General features: G+C 69.0%; 20 protein-coding genes. 15 read left to right on the top strand and 5 right to left on the bottom strand.

Annotated elements, in window-relative coordinates; translation table 11 throughout:
• Positions 1-378 (bottom strand): hypothetical protein (locus AAGI91_16065; protein ID MEM1044126.1); only part of this gene is annotated, 378 nt, incomplete at its 3' end.
• Between the two features lie 202 nt (positions 379-580).
• Between AAGI91_16065 and AAGI91_16060 the strand changes: the two genes are divergently transcribed.
• Together AAGI91_16060 and AAGI91_16055 are read left to right on the top strand one after the other, a co-directional pair.
• The gene (locus AAGI91_16060) at positions 581-1,162 is read left to right on the top strand and encodes a sigma-70 family RNA polymerase sigma factor (protein ID MEM1044125.1); all 582 of its coding nucleotides are present in this window, start codon (positions 581-583) and stop codon (positions 1,160-1,162) included.
• A 51-nt stretch (positions 1,163-1,213) separates the two neighbouring features.
• Positions 1,214-1,582, top strand: coding sequence for a DUF2784 domain-containing protein (locus AAGI91_16055; protein ID MEM1044124.1), 369 nt, complete (start codon positions 1,214-1,216; stop codon positions 1,580-1,582).
• A 19-nt stretch (positions 1,583-1,601) separates the two neighbouring features.
• Here AAGI91_16055 and AAGI91_16050 read toward each other — a convergent pair whose 3' ends face one another.
• A complete protein-coding gene (locus AAGI91_16050) occupies positions 1,602-2,696 on the bottom strand; it encodes an LptF/LptG family permease (protein ID MEM1044123.1) in 1,095 nt (364 codons plus the stop codon).
• Positions 2,697-2,985: 289 nt separating this feature from the next.
• Here AAGI91_16050 and sucC point away from each other — a divergent pair, with 289 nt between their 5' ends.
• From sucC to AAGI91_16005, 9 genes are all read left to right on the top strand, one after another.
• The gene (sucC, locus tag AAGI91_16045) at positions 2,986-4,158 is read left to right on the top strand and encodes an ADP-forming succinate--CoA ligase subunit beta (GenBank protein MEM1044122.1); all 1,173 of its coding nucleotides are present in this window, start codon (positions 2,986-2,988) and stop codon (positions 4,156-4,158) included.
• Positions 4,159-4,190: 32 nt separating this feature from the next.
• Positions 4,191-5,225 (top strand): ABC transporter ATP-binding protein, encoded by a 1,035-nt coding sequence (locus AAGI91_16040; protein MEM1044121.1) that lies wholly within the window; start codon positions 4,191-4,193, stop codon positions 5,223-5,225.
• A gap of 62 nt (positions 5,226-5,287) precedes the next feature.
• On the top strand, positions 5,288-5,683 hold the full coding sequence (locus AAGI91_16035) for a GNAT family N-acetyltransferase (GenBank protein MEM1044120.1): 396 nt from the start codon (positions 5,288-5,290) through the stop codon (positions 5,681-5,683).
• Complete coding sequence (locus AAGI91_16030) at positions 5,680-6,060, top strand: hypothetical protein (protein ID MEM1044119.1); 381 nt, start codon at positions 5,680-5,682, stop codon at positions 6,058-6,060. The genes AAGI91_16035 and AAGI91_16030 overlap by 4 nt, the downstream gene beginning before the upstream one ends.
• Positions 6,061-6,146: 86 nt before the next feature.
• Positions 6,147-8,723 carry a type I DNA topoisomerase gene (gene topA / locus AAGI91_16025; GenBank protein MEM1044118.1) on the top strand — a complete coding sequence of 859 codons (2,577 nt, stop codon included), beginning with the start codon at positions 6,147-6,149 and terminating at the stop codon, positions 8,721-8,723.
• Between the two features lie 3 nt (positions 8,724-8,726).
• Positions 8,727-9,005, top strand: coding sequence for a hypothetical protein (locus tag AAGI91_16020; protein ID MEM1044117.1), 279 nt, complete (start codon positions 8,727-8,729; stop codon positions 9,003-9,005).
• A gap of 1 nt (position 9,006) precedes the next feature.
• Positions 9,007-9,294, top strand: a complete 288-nt coding sequence (locus AAGI91_16015; protein MEM1044116.1) for a hypothetical protein — start codon at positions 9,007-9,009, stop codon at positions 9,292-9,294.
• A gap of 1 nt (position 9,295) precedes the next feature.
• The gene (locus tag AAGI91_16010; GenBank protein ID MEM1044115.1) at positions 9,296-10,615 is read left to right on the top strand and encodes a glycosyltransferase family 39 protein; all 1,320 of its coding nucleotides are present in this window, start codon (positions 9,296-9,298) and stop codon (positions 10,613-10,615) included.
• Positions 10,591-12,234: an NAD(P)/FAD-dependent oxidoreductase gene (locus tag AAGI91_16005; GenBank protein ID MEM1044114.1), complete on the top strand. Its 1,644-nt coding sequence runs from the start codon at positions 10,591-10,593 to the stop codon at positions 12,232-12,234. Before AAGI91_16010 ends, AAGI91_16005 begins: the two co-directional genes overlap by 25 nt.
• A gap of 42 nt (positions 12,235-12,276) precedes the next feature.
• Here AAGI91_16005 and AAGI91_16000 read toward each other — a convergent pair whose 3' ends face one another.
• Positions 12,277-13,380, bottom strand: coding sequence for a hypothetical protein (locus tag AAGI91_16000; protein MEM1044113.1), 1,104 nt, complete (start codon positions 13,378-13,380; stop codon positions 12,277-12,279).
• The gene (rsgA, locus tag AAGI91_15995) at positions 13,377-14,348 is read right to left on the bottom strand and encodes a ribosome small subunit-dependent GTPase A (GenBank protein MEM1044112.1); all 972 of its coding nucleotides are present in this window, start codon (positions 14,346-14,348) and stop codon (positions 13,377-13,379) included. The genes AAGI91_16000 and rsgA overlap by 4 nt, the downstream gene beginning before the upstream one ends.
• A 94-nt stretch (positions 14,349-14,442) precedes the next feature.
• Here rsgA and AAGI91_15990 point away from each other — a divergent pair, with 94 nt between their 5' ends.
• The 4 genes from AAGI91_15990 to AAGI91_15975 all read left to right on the top strand — a co-directional run bounded on the left by AAGI91_15990 (position 14,443) and on the right by AAGI91_15975 (position 17,108).
• Positions 14,443-14,742, top strand: a complete 300-nt coding sequence (locus AAGI91_15990) for a hypothetical protein (protein MEM1044111.1) — start codon at positions 14,443-14,445, stop codon at positions 14,740-14,742.
• Positions 14,739-14,975 (top strand): hypothetical protein, encoded by a 237-nt coding sequence (locus AAGI91_15985; protein ID MEM1044110.1) that lies wholly within the window; start codon positions 14,739-14,741, stop codon positions 14,973-14,975. Before AAGI91_15990 ends, AAGI91_15985 begins: the two co-directional genes overlap by 4 nt.
• A gap of 26 nt (positions 14,976-15,001) precedes the next feature.
• On the top strand, positions 15,002-15,199 hold the full coding sequence (locus AAGI91_15980) for a hypothetical protein (GenBank protein ID MEM1044109.1): 198 nt from the start codon (positions 15,002-15,004) through the stop codon (positions 15,197-15,199).
• Positions 15,200-15,665: 466 nt separating this feature from the next.
• Complete coding sequence (locus AAGI91_15975; protein ID MEM1044108.1) at positions 15,666-17,108, top strand: amidase; 1,443 nt, start codon at positions 15,666-15,668, stop codon at positions 17,106-17,108.
• Between the two features lie 93 nt (positions 17,109-17,201).
• On the opposite strand, the gene AAGI91_15970 is transcribed toward AAGI91_15975, so the two are convergent.
• On the bottom strand, positions 17,202-17,397 hold a 196-nt coding region (locus tag AAGI91_15970; protein ID MEM1044107.1), incomplete at its 5' end, for a hypothetical protein.

Below are 17,397 nucleotides of genomic sequence, written 5' to 3'. Positions count from 1 at the left end.
GTCGAGGCGGAGGGTGGTGCCGGGGCCGAGGGTCTTGGAGGAGGAGGCGAGCGTGCCGCTGCCGGAGGCGAGCAGGCGGAGGTCGGCGTTGAGCGTGCCGAAGTTCCAGAGGAGGTTGCCGCTGACGGTGAGCGCGCCGGGGCCGTTGATCGTCCCGCTCAGGAACGAAAGCCCACCGACGGTGCGGTCGACGGCGAGGGTGACCGTGCGACCGCTCGTGATGGTCGCGTCGTCGTCGCCGTCGGGCACGACGCCGCAGTCCCAGTTGGCGGCGTTGCCCCAGGTGCCAGACGTGGCGGTGAAGGTGCAGTCAAGCGCCTGCGTGGGCGCGGTGGCCGCGAGCAGGAGCGCAGTCAGGAGGAGGAAGCGGGTCTTCATGGGTACGGGGAGAGAAGGTGAGGAAAGATGGACGCGGAACCAGGGGTTCCACCTAGTCAATCGTAAAAGAGACCGAGGACGTATCACCGGGATAAGCCGGGGCCTCCGCTAGACCGGCTCACGGCCCGGCCTTTTTTCGGGTTGGCGTTGCTCGGGGGACCCGTGTTTCCTATGTTTCGCAGCCCAGCTCTTCGCCCCTGACGTGCCTACGCCTGCCGACCGGAAAGAGACCGTCACCGCGCTCCTGAGCGCCTGGACCAGCGGCGAACAGGACGCGGCCAACGCCCTCATGCCGCTCGTCTACGACGAACTGCACCGGCTGGCGCACCGGCAACTGAGACGCGAGCGCAGCGACCACACGCTCAACACGACCGCGCTCGTCCACGAGGCCTACTTCAAGCTCGTCCGCATCGACCGGATCGCGTGGCAGGGACGCGCCCACTTCCTCGCCCTCGCCGCCACCGCGATGCGGCAGGTGCTCATCAACTACGCCGAGCGGCGGAGCGCCCAGAAGCGCGGCGGCAGCCAGACGCCGCGCTCGCTCGACGGCCTCGCGGTCCCTAACCCCGAGCAGGACGCTTCCCTCGACGACCTGCTGGCGCTCGACACGGCGCTGACGCAGCTCGAAGCGCTCGACGCCCGGCAGGCCCGCGTGGTCGAGTGCCGGTTCTTCGGCGGGATGACCGTCGAGGAGACGGCCGAGGCGCTGGGCATCTCGCCCGCGACCGTCAAGCGCGACTGGACCCTCAGCCGGGCCTGGCTCAACCGCGAACTGAGCCGCTGAGGGTGAGAGGGGAAAGGTGCTGCTCGAAGAGTGCCTCACGCCGAGTCTGTCATGCTCTACCGCCTCCTCGCCGACGCCGTCCTCGTGTTGCACCTCGGCTTCGTCGTGTTCGTCGTGCTCGGCGGGCTGCTGGTGTGGCGGTGGCCGAGGGTCGCGTGGGCGCACGTCCCGGCGGCGGCGTGGGGGGCGCTCGTCGTGCTCGCCGGGTGGGTGTGCCCGCTGACGCCGCTCGAGAACTACCTCCGCCGGCTCGGCGGCGAGGCGGGCTACGCCGGCGGGTTCGTCGAGCGCTACGTCCTCGCCGTGCTCTACCCGTCGGGGCTGACGCGCGAGGGGCAGATCGCGCTCGGTGCCCTCGTGCTCGCTGTCAATGCCGCCGTCTATGGACGAATGTGGTGGCAACGGAGACAGGCATTGTAGGGATGCGGCACGTATACCCTCACCGCCGCACCTGCCAGACGAGTGCGACCGCAAAGACGGCGAAGAGCGCGTGCGGTACCCACGCCACGAGGATCGGCGGCACGGCCTCGGCGTAGCCGAACGGCTCGCTCAGCTTCTGGAGCGCGAGGTAGACGAAGGCGATGAACAGCCCGGTCCCGAACTGCACCGCCTGCCCGCCGCGCCGCCGGACCGACGCCATCGCCACGCCGATCACGACGAGGATCAGGTTCGCGATGGGGTAGGAGAACTTGCCGTAGTACCCGACGAGCGGCCGCCCGAGCTGGTCGGCCCCGGCGCGGCGGAGCGCGTTGAGGTAGTCGCGCGTCTCGGGGATCGTCAGGCGCTCGGCGTCGCGCTCCGTCCGGGCGAGGTCGCGGGGGAGGACCTGGAGCGTGGTGTCGAGTTCGGGCACCTTCTCGTAGGCTGCCACGCTGTCGGCACCGAAGCCTGCGCCGCCGAACGTCCGCGCCGTCACCCCGCGCATCCGCCACACGCCGAGCGAGTCGACCCACACCATCGACTCGGCGTCGAGCCGCCGGGCGAGGCGCTCGGCCCCCGGCGCGCCGTCGGCGTCCTCGAAGTCCTGGAGCGAGACGCGGTACGCCTGCTCCGTGCGCCGGTCGAAGAAGCCGACCGAGAGGATCGAGCCGGGCCGGTTCTGCCGGTGGATCTGGCTCGTCTCGGACCGGGCCGGAGCCTTTTTGTAATACTGGTTCTGGAATTCGATGACGACCCCGTTCGTGCGGGGCACGATCCATCCGTTAAACCAAAACATGAACCCCGTCAGGAGCAGCCCGACGAACACGAACGGGACCATGATCCGCACGAGCGAGACGCCGCTCGCAAGCAGCGCCACGAGCTGCATCGACTGCGCGAGCCGCCCGGTCACGTAGATCGCTGCGAGGAAGATGGCGAGGGGGCTGGTGAGCCGGACGATCTCCGGGATGTAGTTGAGGTAGTACGTCCCGAAGACCTCGCGCATCGTCGCGCCCCGGTCGATGAAGTCGTCGATGTACTCCAGGTAGTCGAGGACGACGAAGAACACGATCAGCAGCCCGACGAGCAGCGCTGTCGCGGCCAAGAACCGGGCGATGATGTGGCGGTCGAAGGTGGTGATGAGAGCGGCGAGTGTCGAGTGGCGAACGTCGAGTGGGAGGCACCGGAGAGCAGGGAAGCTACCGAGGCCGTCTCAGGCTGCGCCGACCGTGTAGGGGCGTAGCGCCGCTACGCCCTGACCGGGTGGGTACGCTGCCCCAGCGGGCGTTGATCGAGAACTCACAACCCGGAGCCCCCAATCTCGGACCCGCTGGCCGTAGCTTTTGTCGCCTCTCCGGCTGTTTCCAACTCCCCCGATCTCCCTGTCCCTCAATCCCCCGATCCCGATGAAGGTTCACGAATACCAAGCGAAGGACATCCTCGCAACCCACGGCGTCGCCGTCCAGCGCGGCACGGTCGCCGGCACGGTCGGCGAAGCCGTCGCGGCCGCCGAGGCGATGCAGGCCGACGGGGTCGGGATGTACGTCGTCAAGGCGCAGATCCACGCCGGCGGGCGCGGCAAGGGTGGCGGGGTCAAGCTCGCCCGGTCCATCGGCGAGGTCCGCGAGAAGGCCGAGGCGATCCTCGGGATGCAGCTCAAGACGCCGCAGACCGGCCCCGAGGGCCAGGAGGTCAAGAAGATCCTCGTCACCGCCGCCGAGGACATCGCGCACGAGTACTACATCGGCGTGACGCTCGACCGCGCCCGGAAGATGGACGTCATCATGGCCTCCACCGAAGGCGGCGTCGAGATCGAGGAGGTGGCCGAGGCGACGCCCGAGAAGATCGTCAAGGTGTGGGTCGACCCGAGCCTCGGGCTCCAGCGCTTCCAGGCGCAGTACATCGCCCGCACGCTCGGCTTCGAGGGCGATCAGCTGAAGGAGGCCGCGAAGTTCGTCACGCAGCTCTACACCGCCTACCGTGAGAGCGACGCGACGATCGCCGAGATCAACCCGCTCGTCCTCACCGAGCAGGGCACGGTCGTCGCCCTCGACGCCAAGATCAACCTCGACGACAACGCGCTCTTCCGGCACAAGGACCTCGCGGCGATGCGCGACGAGGCCGAAGAGGACCCGCTCGAGGTCGAGGCCGCGAAGCACGACCTGAACTACATCAAGCTCGACGGCAACGTCGGCTGCATGGTCAACGGCGCGGGCCTTGCGATGGGGACGATGGACCTCATCAAGCTCGCCGGCGGCGAGCCGGCCAACTTCCTCGACGTCGGCGGGACGGCGAACGCCGAGACCGTCGAGGCCGGCTTCCGCATCATCCTCTCGGACCCCAACGTCGAGGCCATCCTCGTCAACATCTTCGGCGGGATCGTCCGCTGCGACCGCGTCGCGCGCGGCGTCGTCGAGGCGGCGAAGAACGTGGACATCCAGGTCCCGCTCATCGTCCGGCTCCAGGGGACGAACGCCGAGGAGGGGATGGAGATCATCCAGAACTCCGGCATCGAGATCGAGTCGGCGATCCAGCTCAAGGAGGCTGCCGAGAAGGTCACCGCTGCGCTGCAACGGTGAGCGGAAGACGGAGCACAGAAGACGGAAGACCGATGGCTGCCGCCGATCCGTCCTCTGTCCATCGTTCTCTGTCCTCCGGTATCCACCTCGACGGCGTCACCAAACGCTACGGCGACCTCGTAGCGGTAAACGACGTGACGCTCGCCGTGCCGCGCGGCAGCTTCTTCTCGCTCCTCGGCCCGAGCGGGTGCGGCAAGACGACGCTCCTCCGCATGGTGGCGGGGTTCGAGGTGCCGGACGCAGGGCGCGTCGAAATCGCCGGGGAGGACGTGACGAGCGTGCCGCCCCAGGGCCGCCCGACGGCGCTCGTCTTCCAGAACTACGCGCTCTTCCCGACGATGACCGTCGGCGAGAACGTGGCCTACGGGCTCGAAGTCAAGAAGTGGAAGCGCCCGCAGATTCGGGAGCGCGTCGCCGAAGCGCTCGGGCGCGTCGACCTGGACGGCCTCGAAGCGAAGCCGGTCCCCCAGCTCTCGGGCGGGCAGCAGCAGCGCGTCGCCCTCGCCCGCGCCCTCGCCGTGGAGCCGGACGTCCTCCTCTTCGACGAGCCGCTCTCGAACCTCGACCTCGCCCTCCGCGAGGAGACCCGCCGCGAACTGAAGGCGCTCCAGCAACAACTCGGCACGACGAGCCTCTACGTCACCCACGACCAGGCCGAGGCGCTCGCGCTCTCCGACCTCATCGCGGTCATGGACGCCGGGCGCATCGTCGAGGTCGGGCCGCCGGAGCGGCTCTACATCACCCCGGAGACGGCCTACGTCGCCCGCTTCCTCGGCGGCAGCAACGTCGTCGACAACCCGAAGTTGATCGCGGGCCTCGTGCCCGACGAGCCGCAGCCCGAGGGCTACGTGCTCTCGGTCCGCCCCGGCGAGTTCTGGGCCGCCGACGAGGCCGAGGCCGACTCCGTCCCGGCGCGGCTCCTCGACCGGCTCTACCTCGGGGCCTATGCTGAGTGGACGGTCGAGGCGATGGGCGTGCGGCTCCGGGTGTGGATGCCGCCGGGCGCGCCGGTCCCCGACCCGCTTTTCGTGCGGACCTCCACGCACCATTGGGTGAAGCGGTCGTAACGTGCGGCAATTCCCGTACGGGCGACCGGCCAGTCGCCCCTACCCGGCCCACCCCTGATCTCATGGAAGACGTAGCCCTCCGCGACGACCTCGACGGCCTGACACCGGCCCGCATCGCCACGCTCTATCGCCGCGCCCCGCTGCTTCGGCCTACGGGCGACCATGCCGCCATCGAGCGCATGTTCGACCGTTCGTCGCTCGTCCTCTCGGCGTGGCTCGGCGACCGGCTCGTCGGCCTCGCCCGTGTCCTCACCGACGGCGAGCAGTTCTCGTTCCTCTGCGACCTCGCCGTCGAGCCCGACGTGCAGGGGGCCGGGATCGGGAAGAAGCTGATCGACGAGGTCCTCGCCCGCTGTGCCGGGACGGAACTCATCCTGCGCGACTCCAACCTCTCGGGCGGCTTCTACGAGCGCCTCGGCTTCGTCCGGGTCGAGAACGGGTGGATGAAGCAGCTTTGATCGAGAGACCGCCCCGCGACCGCCTGCTGGTCGCCGCCACCGCGATTGGTTTTGTGCTCTGGATCGCCTGCGTCGGGCCGGTGCGGACGTGGGCGAGCGAGGCCAACGTTCGCTCGCTGTGGGTCTTCGGCGTCGCGCCAAGCTTCTTTGCAGGGTTCACGCTCGCGTGCTGGCAGGCGGTCGCCGTGCGCAGCGGCCCGTTCGCGTCGGCCGCGCTTGGCTTTGGGCTCATCGTGCTGGCGGAGGCAGCCCACATCGTGATGCCCCGGAGCACGGCGGACGTGTGGGACATCGCCGCTGGGGCCGCCGGGGTTGCGTTGGCCGCTCCGTTCATCGCGTGGCGGCTCCGCGGCGGGCACCGGGGAACGCTGGACTAGACCCCGCGTGTGAGGCTGCCCCGACGCTGACACCGCGCTGGCAGCCCCGCCGGGTATATTGCTCGTCTCATCCACCACGCCCGACTATGAAGCGCCTCGTCGTCGTTGAGTCCCCGACCAAAGCCCGCACGATCCGCAATTTTCTTCCGAAGGGGGAGTACCGCGTCGAGGCGTGCATGGGGCACGTCCGCGACCTCCCGTCGTCGGCCTCCGAAGTGCCGGCCGCGGTCAAGAAGGAAAGCTGGGGTACGCTTGGCGTGAACGTGGACGAGGGCTACCAGCCGGTCTACATCGTCCCGAAGGAAAAGAAGAAAGTTGTCAAGGAACTGAAGGCTGCGCTCAAGGACGCCGACGAACTCTACCTCGCGACCGACGAGGACCGCGAGGGCGAGTCGATTGGCTGGCACCTCCTCGAAGTACTCAAGCCGACCGTCCCGGTCCGCCGGATGGTCTTCCACGAGATCACGCGCGACGCCATCCAGCGCGCCCTCGCCGACACGCGCGAGATCGACCAGCGCCTCGTCGACGCCCAGGAGACGCGCCGCGTCCTCGACCGGCTCGTGGGCTACACGATCTCGCCGCTGCTCTGGAAGAAGATCGCCCCGCGCCTCTCAGCGGGCCGCGTGCAGTCGGTCGCCGTCCGCCTCCTCGTGCAGCGCGAGCGCGAGCGGCTCGACTTCGTGACGGCCAGCTACTGGGACCTCAAAGCCGAACTGGAGCAGGACAAGCAGGCGTTCGAGGCGACCATGTTCCAGCTCGGCGAGCGGCGCCTCGCGACCGGGCGCGACTTCGACGAGAACACGGGCAAACTCAAGGACGGCTCCGACGCGCTCGTGCTCGGCGAGGAGCAGGCAACGGCCCTCGCCGAGCGGCTACCGGGCGAGCCCTGGCGCGTCGACACGGTCGAGTCGAAGACGGTCACGCGGCGACCGGCCCCGCCGTTCATCACGAGCACGATGCAGCAGGAGGCCAACCGCAAGCTCGGCCTCTCGGCGCGCGACGCGATGCGGGTGGCGCAGAAGCTCTACGAGAACGGCCACATCACCTACATGCGGACCGACTCGCCGAACCTCTCCTCGGAGGCCATCGGCGCGAGCCGCCGGGCGGTCGAGGAGCGCTACGGCAGCGAGTACCTCTCGCCCAAGCCGCGCCAGTTCTCGGCCAAGAAGTCGAGCGGGGCGCAGGAGGCCCACGAGGCGATTCGCCCGGCCGGGACGCAGATGCGGACCCGCAAGGAGATCGGGCTGAGCGGGGTCGAGGGCAAGCTCTACGACCTCATCTGGAAGCGGACCGTCGCCACGCAGATGGCCGACGCCAAGCTCCGCCAGACCCGCGCCGAGATCACCGCCGGGGCCCCGGGGCCGGAGCAGGCCCGCTTCCGTGCCAACGGCCAGACGGTCGAGTTCGCCGGGTTCTTCCGCGCCTACGTCGAGGGCTCGGACGACCCCAACGCGGCGCTCGAGGACCGCGACAACCCGCTCCCCGCCCTCGCCGAGGGCGATACGCCCGGCTGCAACGAGGTCGAGGCCGTCGGCCACGAGACCAAGCCGCCGGCGCGCTTCACCGACGCCACGCTCGTCAAGATGCTCGAAGGCGAGGGCGTCGGCCGCCCGAGCACCTACGCGAGCATCATCGACACGATTGTCAACCGGGGCTACGTCCGCCGCGACGGCAAGCAGCTCATCCCGACTTTCACCGCGTTCGCCACGACGAACCTGATGGAGGACAGCTTCTCGCCGCTCGTCGACACCGGCTTCACGGCCGAGATGGAGCAGATCCTCGACGACATCGCCGACGGCGAGAAGGAGCCGACCCGCTACCTCGAACGGTTCTTCCGGGGCAAGGGCGGGATCGAGACCCGCGTCGAGGCCGGGCTGGAAAAGATCGACGCCAGGAGCATGTCGACGATCGAGCACCCGAAGTGGGGCGACTACCGCGTCCGCGTCGGCAAGTTCGGCCCCTACGTCGAGGGCGAAATCGACGGCGAGAAGCAGACGGCCTCGCTCCCGGACGGCCTCGCGCCCGCCGACGCCGACGAGGCGGTCCTCGACGACCTCATCCGCACGAGCAACAAGCCCGACGAGATGCTCGGCATCCACCCCGAGCACGACCAGCCGGTCTTCGTCAAGACGGGACCGTACGGCCCCTACGTCCAACTCGGCGACGACGAGCAGGAGGGCAAGCCGAAGCGGACCTCGCTCCCGAAAGGCGTCCAGCCCGACGACGTGGACATGCCGATGGCGCTCGGCCTGCTGAGTCTGCCGCGCACGATTGGCGAGCACCCCGAGGGCGGCGTCGTCAAGGCCAGCATCGGGCGCTACGGTCCCTACGTCCAGCACGGCAGCGTCTTCGCCTCGCTCAAGCCCGAAGACGACGTGCTGACCGTCGGCCTCCAGCGCGGGCTGGAGCTGCTGGCGCAGAAGAAGCAGAAGAACAAGCCGCTCCGCACGCTCGGCACCCACCCCGAGACCGGCGACCCCATCGAGGTCTTCGAGGGCCGCTACGGTCCCTACGTCAAGCACAAGCGCACGAACGCGACCATCCCGAAGGGCACCGACCCCGAGGAGGTCACCCTGGAGCAGGCCGTCGAACTTATCGCGGCGAAGGCGGCGAAGAAGGGAGGGCGCAGGAAGGGAGGCTCCCGCAAGAAGAAGACGGCGTAGCGGATGGGCGCGTTCGACTGGATCAAAGGAGGTGCGCGGCGCGGGGCGTCGATTGCGTTCGCGGACGAGTTCGCAGAGTTGAAGCAGCAGCTGGCCGAGGTCAGGGAGGACCACAAAATGATGCTGCACCGCATCGAACAGAACGAAAGGCGGTTGGAAGAGTTAGACAGGCGTTTTTACGAGGTCACGATAACCGCTCTGCGATCCATGGTTGATACCGCCAAGCAAATGGACGCAGCAGAGAGGTCAAAGGAAATTCCGCCGCCCGAACATGAGGAGTGAGATGGAGACGATCCCTTTTGATGAATTGGAGCACCTTACCCAATCCATCGGGCAGAATGCCGCTACACTTGCTGACTACCATCGATACGAGCAGTTGCTCTTGCAGAGCGGACTGCAGCATGACTACATCTTCTCGCATCTGAATCGGGCGGGCTTTGCGTCGTGGGAGGGGTTCATACGAGCAAGGCAGGACAAGGAGCGTAGCAGCGTGGTCGAAGGGCGAGTCGTCGGCGGGCTTGTTGGTTTGGGTTTGGGTGTGCTGCTGTACAGTGCCCTGAAAGGGGCGTGAGGTGTCGGCACCGCCGCGCTGGTTTCACCGCCCGCCGTGGCGCTACGCCGCGCTTGTCGCCGCGCTCTACGGTGGGTTCTGGCTCCTCGCCGCGCTGACGGAGCCGTTCTACCTGTGGGACTCGGCCGACTACGTTGCGCAGGCCGAGGTGCTGCGCGGCGAGGCCCCGCCGTCGGACGATCCGGCCGCTGCCACGCGCCGACCGCCGGGCTACCCGCTGTTCCTCGCGGCGCTCTTCTCGGTGAGCCAGAGTCCGTGGTGGGTGGCCTTCGTGCAGTCCGTGCTGGGCGTGGTGAACTGGCTGCTGCTGTTCGACCTCCTTGCCCGGTTCGGCCTTCCGAGGCAGTGGGGGTGGTTGGTGGCGGGGCTGGCGCTCGCGCCGTTCCAGCTCGCCTACCCGCAGATGCTGATGGCGGACCTGCTGTTTCAGTCGCTCGTGCTCGGGGCGGTGTGGGCGTTCGTGCGCTACGTCCTCGGCGGCGGGAGCGGGTGGCTCGCCGGCTACAACGCGCTGCTCGCCGTCGCTGTCCTCGTCAAGCCGGTGCTGATGTACTTCTGGGTGCCGAACCTGCTGCTCCTGGCGTGGGTCGTGGTCCGACGTGAGCGTCAGTGGCGGCGGCGCTGGCCGGTCGCGCTCGCGCTCCTGCTGCCGGCGGTCGTGCTCGGCGTGTCGCTCGTCAACGAAGCACGCACGGGGTACTTCCACTACACGAGCATCAAGGGGACCAACCTCTTCACGCACAACGCCTACCGCACGATGACGCGGGCCTACGGCGAGGAGCAGGCCGTCGCGCTGATGACGCCCATCGAGGCCGAGGCCGCCGCTATCGAAGATTTTGGGCAGCGCGAGACCTTCAAAGAGGAGGCCGCGGCGCGGCTTATCTTCGACCACCTCGGTACCTATCTCGCGCTCCACACGCAGGGCATGGCGAACGTCCTTCTCGACCCCGGTCGCTACGACCTCTACGCATTCTTCGGTGGCGAAGCGCCGGCGTCGGGGCTGACGCACGCGTTCACGGTCGACGGCTACGCTGGGCTGTGGCGGGCGCTGCGAGCGCAGCCGGCCGGGGAGTTCCTGCTGCTCGTGCTGCTGACGCTGTGGAATGGGTTCGTCCTCGTGGCAAGCCTCTTTTTCCTGTTCGACCCGCGCATTCCGCTGCCGGTGCGGGTCGCGGTGTTCGTGCTCGCGGGCTACCTCACGGCGGTCACCGGGCCGGTGGGCTCGGCGCGCTACCGGATGACGATCTACCCGCTGATGCTGCTCGCCGTGCCGTTGTTCACGACGCGCCTCCGGGCGTGGCGACAGGGGGCGACGGCGTGAGCGGAGCGAACGGGACCGCGCCGAACGGGCGGCAGAAGACGGCGGTCGTGATCGGGGCCGGGCCGGCGGGGCTGACGGCGGCCTACGAGCTCCTCACCCGGACGACCATCCGCCCGGTCCTCCTCGAAGCCACCGACGCCCTCGGCGGGATCTCGCAGACGGCGTGCTACCGGGGCAACCGGATCGACGTGGGCGGGCACCGCTTCTTCTCGAAGTCGGACCGCGTCCTCGACTGGTGGCTCGGCTTCATGCCCGTCGAGCGCGGGGCGGCCGGGGCGATGGAGATCACGTACCAGAACCGCACCCACCGCGTCGACGCGCCTGCCGGCGGCCCCGACCCGGAGGAGACCGACCGCGTGATGCTCGTCCGCTCGCGGACCTCGCGGATCTACTTCAACGGGCAGTTCTTCGACTACCCCGTCAAGCTCTCGCCGGACACGCTCCGCAAGCTCGGCCTCGGGCGCTCGGTGCGGATCGGGATGAGCTACCTGAAGAGCCTCGCCCGGCCGAACCGCGACCCGCAGAACCTGGAGGAGTTTTTCATCGCTCGCTTCGGACGCGAGTTGTACGAGACGTTTTTCAAGGAGTACACCGAGAAAGTCTGGGGCGTGCCCTGTACCGAGATCTCGGCCGAGTGGGGCGCGCAGCGCGTCAAGGGGCTGTCGGTCGGCAAGGCGCTGTGGCACTTCGCCAAGAACCTCGTCCCGAAGCGCGAGGCAGGCGACCTGCGGCAGAAGGGGACCGAGACGTCGCTGATCGAGCGGTTTTTCTACCCGAAGTTCGGGCCGGGCCAGATGTGGGAGACGGTCGCCGAAGAGTACGAGGCGCAGGGCGGCACGCTCCTGATGCAGCACCGCGCCGACCGGCTCCGCCTGCGCGCCGGGCGGATCGCCGCCGTCGAAGCCGTAGACGCTGCGACGGGCGAGCGGCGCACATTCGAGGCCGACTACGTCGTCTCGACGATGCCGGTCCGCAGCCTCGTCGCGGGCCTCGACCCGGAGACGCCGGCCGACGCGCTGCCCGAAACGATCCGTGAGACGGCCGCCGGGCTCGGCTACCGCGACTTCCTCACCGTCGGCCTCCTCGTCGACAAGCTCGCCGTCTCGGCCCCCGACGGGTCGCTGATCCCCGACAACTGGATCTACGTCCAGGAGCCCGGCGTGCAGGTCGGGCGCGTGCAGGTCTTCAACAACTGGAGCCCCTACATGGTCGCCGACCCGTCGAAGGTCTGGATCGGGCTGGAGTACTTCTGCAACGCGGGGGACGACCTCTGGGAGATGGACGACGACGCCCTCCGCGCCCTCGCCGTCGAGGAACTGGACCGGATCGGGCTGCTCCGCCGCGCCGACGTGCTCGACGGGACCGTGCTCCGCATGCCGAAAGCCTACCCGGCCTACACCGGCACCTACGCCGACTTCGACGCCGTCCGCGATTGGCTCGGCGGCATCGAGAACCTGATCCTCGTTGGGCGCAACGGGATGCACCGCTACAACAACCAGGACCACTCGATGCTCGCGGCGATGACGGCCGTCGACAACCTCGCCAGCGGCCGCGCCGACTTCGGGAACGTGTGGGCGGTCAACACCGAGCAGGAGTACCACGAGGAGAAGAGCGGATGAGCGGAAGCGGGGAGGAGCGGAAGCATGGCTCGACGGCGCACCCTACAGGCTTCCGTCCTTCCTGCCCTCCGCCCTTCCGCGCTTGACCAGCCAGCCGGTCGCCGTCACCGCTGCCAGGGCGAAGAGCGACAGGGCTACGGTCCACGTCCGGCTCGGCAGCGGGAAGCGCGCCGTGAGGTGGTGCAGGCTCGTCAGGAAAGCGCAGGCCACGAGGACGCCGAGCGCGAGCCGAGGCCAGCGGTGCGTCTGCACGACGTAGCCGACGAGCGGGTAGACCGCGACGAACGCCGGAGCGACCAGCCGCTCCTGGTCGCCCCCAAAGAGGGCGCTCAGCAGCACGAGGGCAGCGAAGGCGAAGAGGTAGCGGTGTGCCGCCGCGAAATCCCGCGCCGTCTGCCAGAAGACGAGCGGGAGGAGCGCGAGCGGAGCCCATGCGTTGACGAGGAGCCGGTACCAGGTCACCGGGTCGAGCACCTTGCCGATGTGGTCGAGCAGGAGGAAGGCGAACCCCGGCCCCTCGGCGGGGAGTGCGAGCCGGAGCCCGACGAACACCGCGACGGCGGGCAGCGAGGCCAGCAGCCAGCGCAGCCCGTCGTCGCGCAGCCGGTCCCGGCCCCACAGGAACACGAGCGCTGCCGGGATCACGAGCAGCGTCACCTCGCGCGTGGCAGCCCCGAGTGCGAGTGCGAGCGCGTACCACCCCCAGCGGCGGCCGGGCAGCGCCGCGAAGGCTGCGACGACGAGTGCCATCCCCAGCACGTCGTTCAGTTGGAACGCGTTGAAGGCGGGGAAGCCAAAGACGTACGGGTTCAGCGTCAGCAGCGCCGCGACGAGCGCCGCTGCCCAAGCTGTCAGCCCAAGCTGGACGCCGAACCCGTACAGGCCAAGCGTGAGCGCGGCGAGCGCCGCCGAAGTCAGCACGCGAAACCCGGCGGGATCCGCCACCGGCAGGAGGCCGACAAAGAGCGGGCCGAGGACGCGGTGGGCAAACGGGCGTGGCACGTCGGCCGCTCCCTGCGCGAGGGCGCGGTAGTGCTTCAGGTCCACGTCGGCGAAGGCACCGAGGTGGTCGATCTCGCCGTAGAGCCACGCCATCGCGAGGGCGAGCGCGGCGAGGCCCAGCAGATGCCCGGCGTGGCGGCTCATCGGCCCACGTCGTCGCTCTGGAGCGAGGCGAGGATATTGAGGTACGACAGGTAGCGCTCCGGCGCGATCTCGTCGTCCTCGACGGCCGCTTTCACGGCGCAGCCCGGCTCGTGGTCGTGGGTGCAGGGCGAGAACTTGCAGTCGTCCAGGTAGGGCCGCATCTCGACGAAGTAGCCCGACAGCTCCTCCGGCTCCATGTCCCAGAGGCCGTACTCGCGGATGCCCGGCGTGTCGGCCACGTAGCCGCCCGCGACGGGCAGCAGCTCGGCGAAGGTCGTCGTGTGCTTGCCCTTGCGCGTCTTCCGGCTGACCTCGCCCGTCCGAAGATCGAGCGACGGATCGACAGCGTTCAGGAGCGTCGACTTCCCCACGCCGCTCGGGCCGGCGACGACCGAGGTCTTGCCTTCGAGGTGCAGGCGGAAGTCCTCGATGCCCTCGTCGTGCTCGGCGCTCGTGAGCAGGACCGGGTAGCCGAGCGATCCGTAGAGCCCGTGCCAGTAGGCGAGGTCCTCGGCGTGCTCATCGGTCTCGACGAGGTCGGCTTTGTTGATGATGACGCCTGCCGGGATGCCGTACGCCTCGGCCATGACGAGGAAGCGGTCTACGAAGCCTGGGTTGAACGACGGCAGCTTCGCCGCCTGCACGCACCACGCCGCGTCCACGTTCGCCACGAGGACGTGCTCGCGCTCGGCGCGTCGGCCGGCGGCGCGGCGGCTGAGCTTGCTGTGGCGGGGAAGGAGGTCCGTGATGAGGCCCGTCCCGTCGGCCTCCATGCGCAGCGTCACCCGGTCGCCGACGGCGATGGGGTTGGTCACGTCGCGCTCCTCCAGCCGGAACTTGCCGCGCACGCGGGCCTGCACGGTCTCGCCGCCGGCGCGTACGTCGTACCAGCTCCCCGTCGAGCGGAGCACGAGGCCCTCGCGGAGCGTGTCCTCGGGCGAAGCCGGTGGGGAAGGAGCGTCAGGCATAGGCCCTGGGGTGAAACTTGCGTGGCGAGGGGCCCGTCAAACGGGACCGATGCAGACGGCGCAGGAATCCCCCTGCGCCCTAGACCGAGGGACTATGCCTGACCGGGAAGAGGCGCGGAAGCAGTATTCGAAAACGCGCGCCGAGTTCGAGAAGCTGGAGACCCAAGATAAAACCGCCTTCGTCGTCGAGGCCACGTTCGCCACGCTCGGCCAGGCCGTCGAGGACACGGGCCGCCAGTTCGCCGACATCCTGGAGCGCGTCGCCAACATGAACTTCGGCCGGGAGCACGACCCCGATGCCCCGAACCCGGCCGCGCCGCCGTCGGCCAAAAAGAAGACGGCCAAGAAGCGCACCACGACGCGGCGCAAGAAGAAGGACGAGGACGACGCGTGAGCGACCTCCCCGACCGGTTCGAGCGCTGGGCCGCCCGGTTCGAAGAGGCCGGGCTGACGGGCAAAGCGATGCTCGTCGGCGGCACCGCCGTACGCCTCACCGCGCGGCTGATCGACGGTGCCCTCGACCGCGCCGCCTCCACCGTCGCCGACGCCGAGCACGCCTTCAAACGCGAACTCGACCCGAACATGGAGGACGCCAAGGTTCTCGACGAGTGGGACGAGCGCCGATAGCATACCCCTACGCAACCCGGCTTGCCATGAACCAGAAGACCCAGAACGCTGACCTCTCTCACAACCGAGCCATCGGGTTCGGCACTGCTGTCGGGGTTGCCATTGGCGCGGCCGTCGGAGCCGCCACGGGCGAGATGGGATTCTGGGTCGGCGCAGGTGTACCGGTCGGCGCGCTCGGCGGGTTTATTGCCGGTTGGCTGCGTAGTCAGTCCGATGAGACGTAATACCCGCCACTGCAAAGGAAAGTCCAATGGGAATCAATGCTGTCTGGAGAAGAGAAGAGTGCGGAACAGAGCTTGAAGCGGTGGACGATCCAAAGTTTTTGCTCAGTAGGGTCGTAGAGACGATGGACCTGTCAGGCACTATCTGCCTTCAATTTCTTCTTCCCTACGGTGACGCGTGTTTTAATCACCTTCAAGTTCCAATTCTCATCAACGAGTTAGAAGCCGTCGCAGACAGAGTGCGTGATCCCGATGTGAAACAGCATGTCCAGAAGGTTGCAGGGCTTGCTCGTAGTCATCATGGCGGCCACACGTACCTCTGGTTTCTCGGTGATTGATAAAATCGGCGACCGAGTCAATCGCAAGGTTCGCTAATGCTGAGGAAGCAGGTTCATTCTGCCACCATTTCGCCTTCGATGGTGCGCTGCGCGACGAAGCGAACACGTAGCGAGGACAACGCCCGGCAGTTTTGTCTGACTTGACCTCGCAGTCAGCCAGCGAGTTGGCTCGGATGATCCGGGACGAAACGTGCTCGGCCACTGAGGTCGTCGAGGCACACCTGGAGCGGATCAAGCGCGTCAACCCGAGTGTGAACGCCGTCGTGGTCCTCGGCACGGAGCGGGCGCGGGCGGAGGCTGCCGCTGCCGACGCGACTCCGGCAGACGAGCGAGGGCCGCTCCACGGCGTCCCGATCACAGTCAAAGACGGTTTCGCCACGGCGGGCCTGCGCACTACGTTTGGGCTGCCCTGGTACGGGCGTCGGCTGGACCGCTACGTGCCGGCGGCAGACGCGGTCGCCGTGGCTGCGCTGCGGCGCGCGGGCGCCATCGTGCTCGGCAAGACGAACCTGCCCCTCGGCAGCTACGACTGGCAGACCAACCACCTCCGCTACGGGCGGACGAACAACCCGCACGACCTCGGCCGCACCCCCGGAGGTAGCTCCGGCGGGAGCGCGGCGGCCGTCGCGGCGGGGCTGGCCCCGCTGGACCTCGCCTCCGACGTGGCCGGTTCGATCCGCGTCCCGGCGCACTTCTGCGGCGTCTGCGCGATGCGCCCGACCGAAGGCAGCGTCTCGACGGCCGGGATGATGCCGCCGGGGCACCCGGGCAGCCTTCGCCACGCGCTCGCCGCCGGACCTGTGGCGCGCTGCGTAGCCGACCTCCGGCTCGCGCTTTCGGTGCTCGCCCCCGGTTCGTTCGGCACGAGCCGCGAGCCAGGCCCGTCGTCGCTGCGCGGAATCCGCGTCGCGTTCTCTGCTGGGCTGGCCGAGGCTCCCGTCGCCCGGGACGTAGCCGCCGCCGTGCGCGCGTTCGCCGACGCGCTCGGAGCGGCCGGGAGCCTCGTCGCCGAGGCCGCCCCGCCGCTCGACTTCGAGCAGGCGCAGCAGACGTGGGGCCTCGTCCACGGGTTCGAGTTCGCGGCGGGATTGCCGCTCGGGCTGGGTAAAGCGCCGCTCAACCAACTCTTCCGGCTCGGTCCGGTGCGCCTCGCGTTCGGGCCGGGGAGCTACGCCCGCGCCCTCGCCCGGGGCTACGCGGCGAGCGCGCCGGCCTACTTCCGCGCGCTCGCCGACCGGGACGCGCTCGTCCGCACGGTCGAGGTGTTCCTGAGCGAGTGGGACGCGTGGGTGCTGCCTGTGGCCGGGGTGACCGCGTTCTCGCATCGCCGGACGGGGGCGGACCTGGAGGTAGACGGCGAGACGGTGCCGTACGCGGCACCGCTCGGCGTCTTCAACACGGGGACGGCGCTCGCCGGAACGCCCTGCGTCACCTTGCCTGTCGGCCGGGACGCCGAGGGGTTGCCCATCGGCGTGCAGGTCCACGCCCGGCGGGGGAGCGATGCCCGGCTGCTCGCCCTCGCCGAGCGGATGGAGGAGGTCGCCGGGTTCGGGACGCAGCCGGTCAGGCCCTGAACGGTCTCCTACCTCGTCCCGGCTGTAGTAAATATGTAGGGGCGACCGGTCGGTCGCCCCCACGAGGTTTCGCTGGTGTTGAGGGGTTCCGCGTCAGTTCATCACGGTCTCGCCCTCAGCGGTCGGCTGCGGGCGGCCGTTGCCGCCAGCGAGCTGCCGCTCGCGCTCGGAGAGGGCGAACGCCTCGGCGGGGTCGGCGACGGGCTCGGGCATGAGGACGTGCTCGACGACCTCCTCGATGCGCGAGACGTGGACGACTTCCAGCCCTTCGATGGCGGATGCCTTGATC

This window comes from Bacteroidota bacterium, assembly GCA_038746285.1.
Classification (GTDB): domain Bacteria; phylum Bacteroidota; class Rhodothermia; order Rhodothermales; family JANQRZ01; genus JANQRZ01.
Note: the sequence above shows the minus strand (reverse complement) of the source record. Positions and strands in the feature narration are given on the sequence as shown.

Bases quoted from the DNA above. Each gene is read 5' to 3' on its own strand.
- AAGI91_16055 (MEM1044124.1), top strand. From the start codon at position 1,214: ATGCTCTACCGCCTCCTCGCCGACGCCGTCCTCGTGTTGCACCTCGGC.
- sucC (MEM1044122.1), top strand. From the start codon at position 2,986: ATGAAGGTTCACGAATACCAAGCGAAGGACATCCTCGCAACCCACGGC.
- AAGI91_16040 (MEM1044121.1), top strand. From the start codon at position 4,191: ATGGCTGCCGCCGATCCGTCCTCTGTCCATCGTTCTCTGTCCTCCGGT.
- AAGI91_16035 (MEM1044120.1), top strand. From the start codon at position 5,288: ATGGAAGACGTAGCCCTCCGCGACGACCTCGACGGCCTGACACCGGCC.
- topA (MEM1044118.1), top strand. From the start codon at position 6,147: ATGAAGCGCCTCGTCGTCGTTGAGTCCCCGACCAAAGCCCGCACGATC.
- AAGI91_16020 (MEM1044117.1), top strand. From the start codon at position 8,727: ATGGGCGCGTTCGACTGGATCAAAGGAGGTGCGCGGCGCGGGGCGTCG.
- AAGI91_16015 (MEM1044116.1), top strand. From the start codon at position 9,007: ATGGAGACGATCCCTTTTGATGAATTGGAGCACCTTACCCAATCCATC.
- AAGI91_16000 (MEM1044113.1), bottom strand. From the start codon at position 13,380: ATGAGCCGCCACGCCGGGCATCTGCTGGGCCTCGCCGCGCTCGCCCTC.
- rsgA (MEM1044112.1), bottom strand. From the start codon at position 14,348: ATGCCTGACGCTCCTTCCCCACCGGCTTCGCCCGAGGACACGCTCCGC.
- AAGI91_15990 (MEM1044111.1), top strand. From the start codon at position 14,443: ATGCCTGACCGGGAAGAGGCGCGGAAGCAGTATTCGAAAACGCGCGCC.
- AAGI91_15980 (MEM1044109.1), top strand. From the start codon at position 15,002: ATGAACCAGAAGACCCAGAACGCTGACCTCTCTCACAACCGAGCCATC.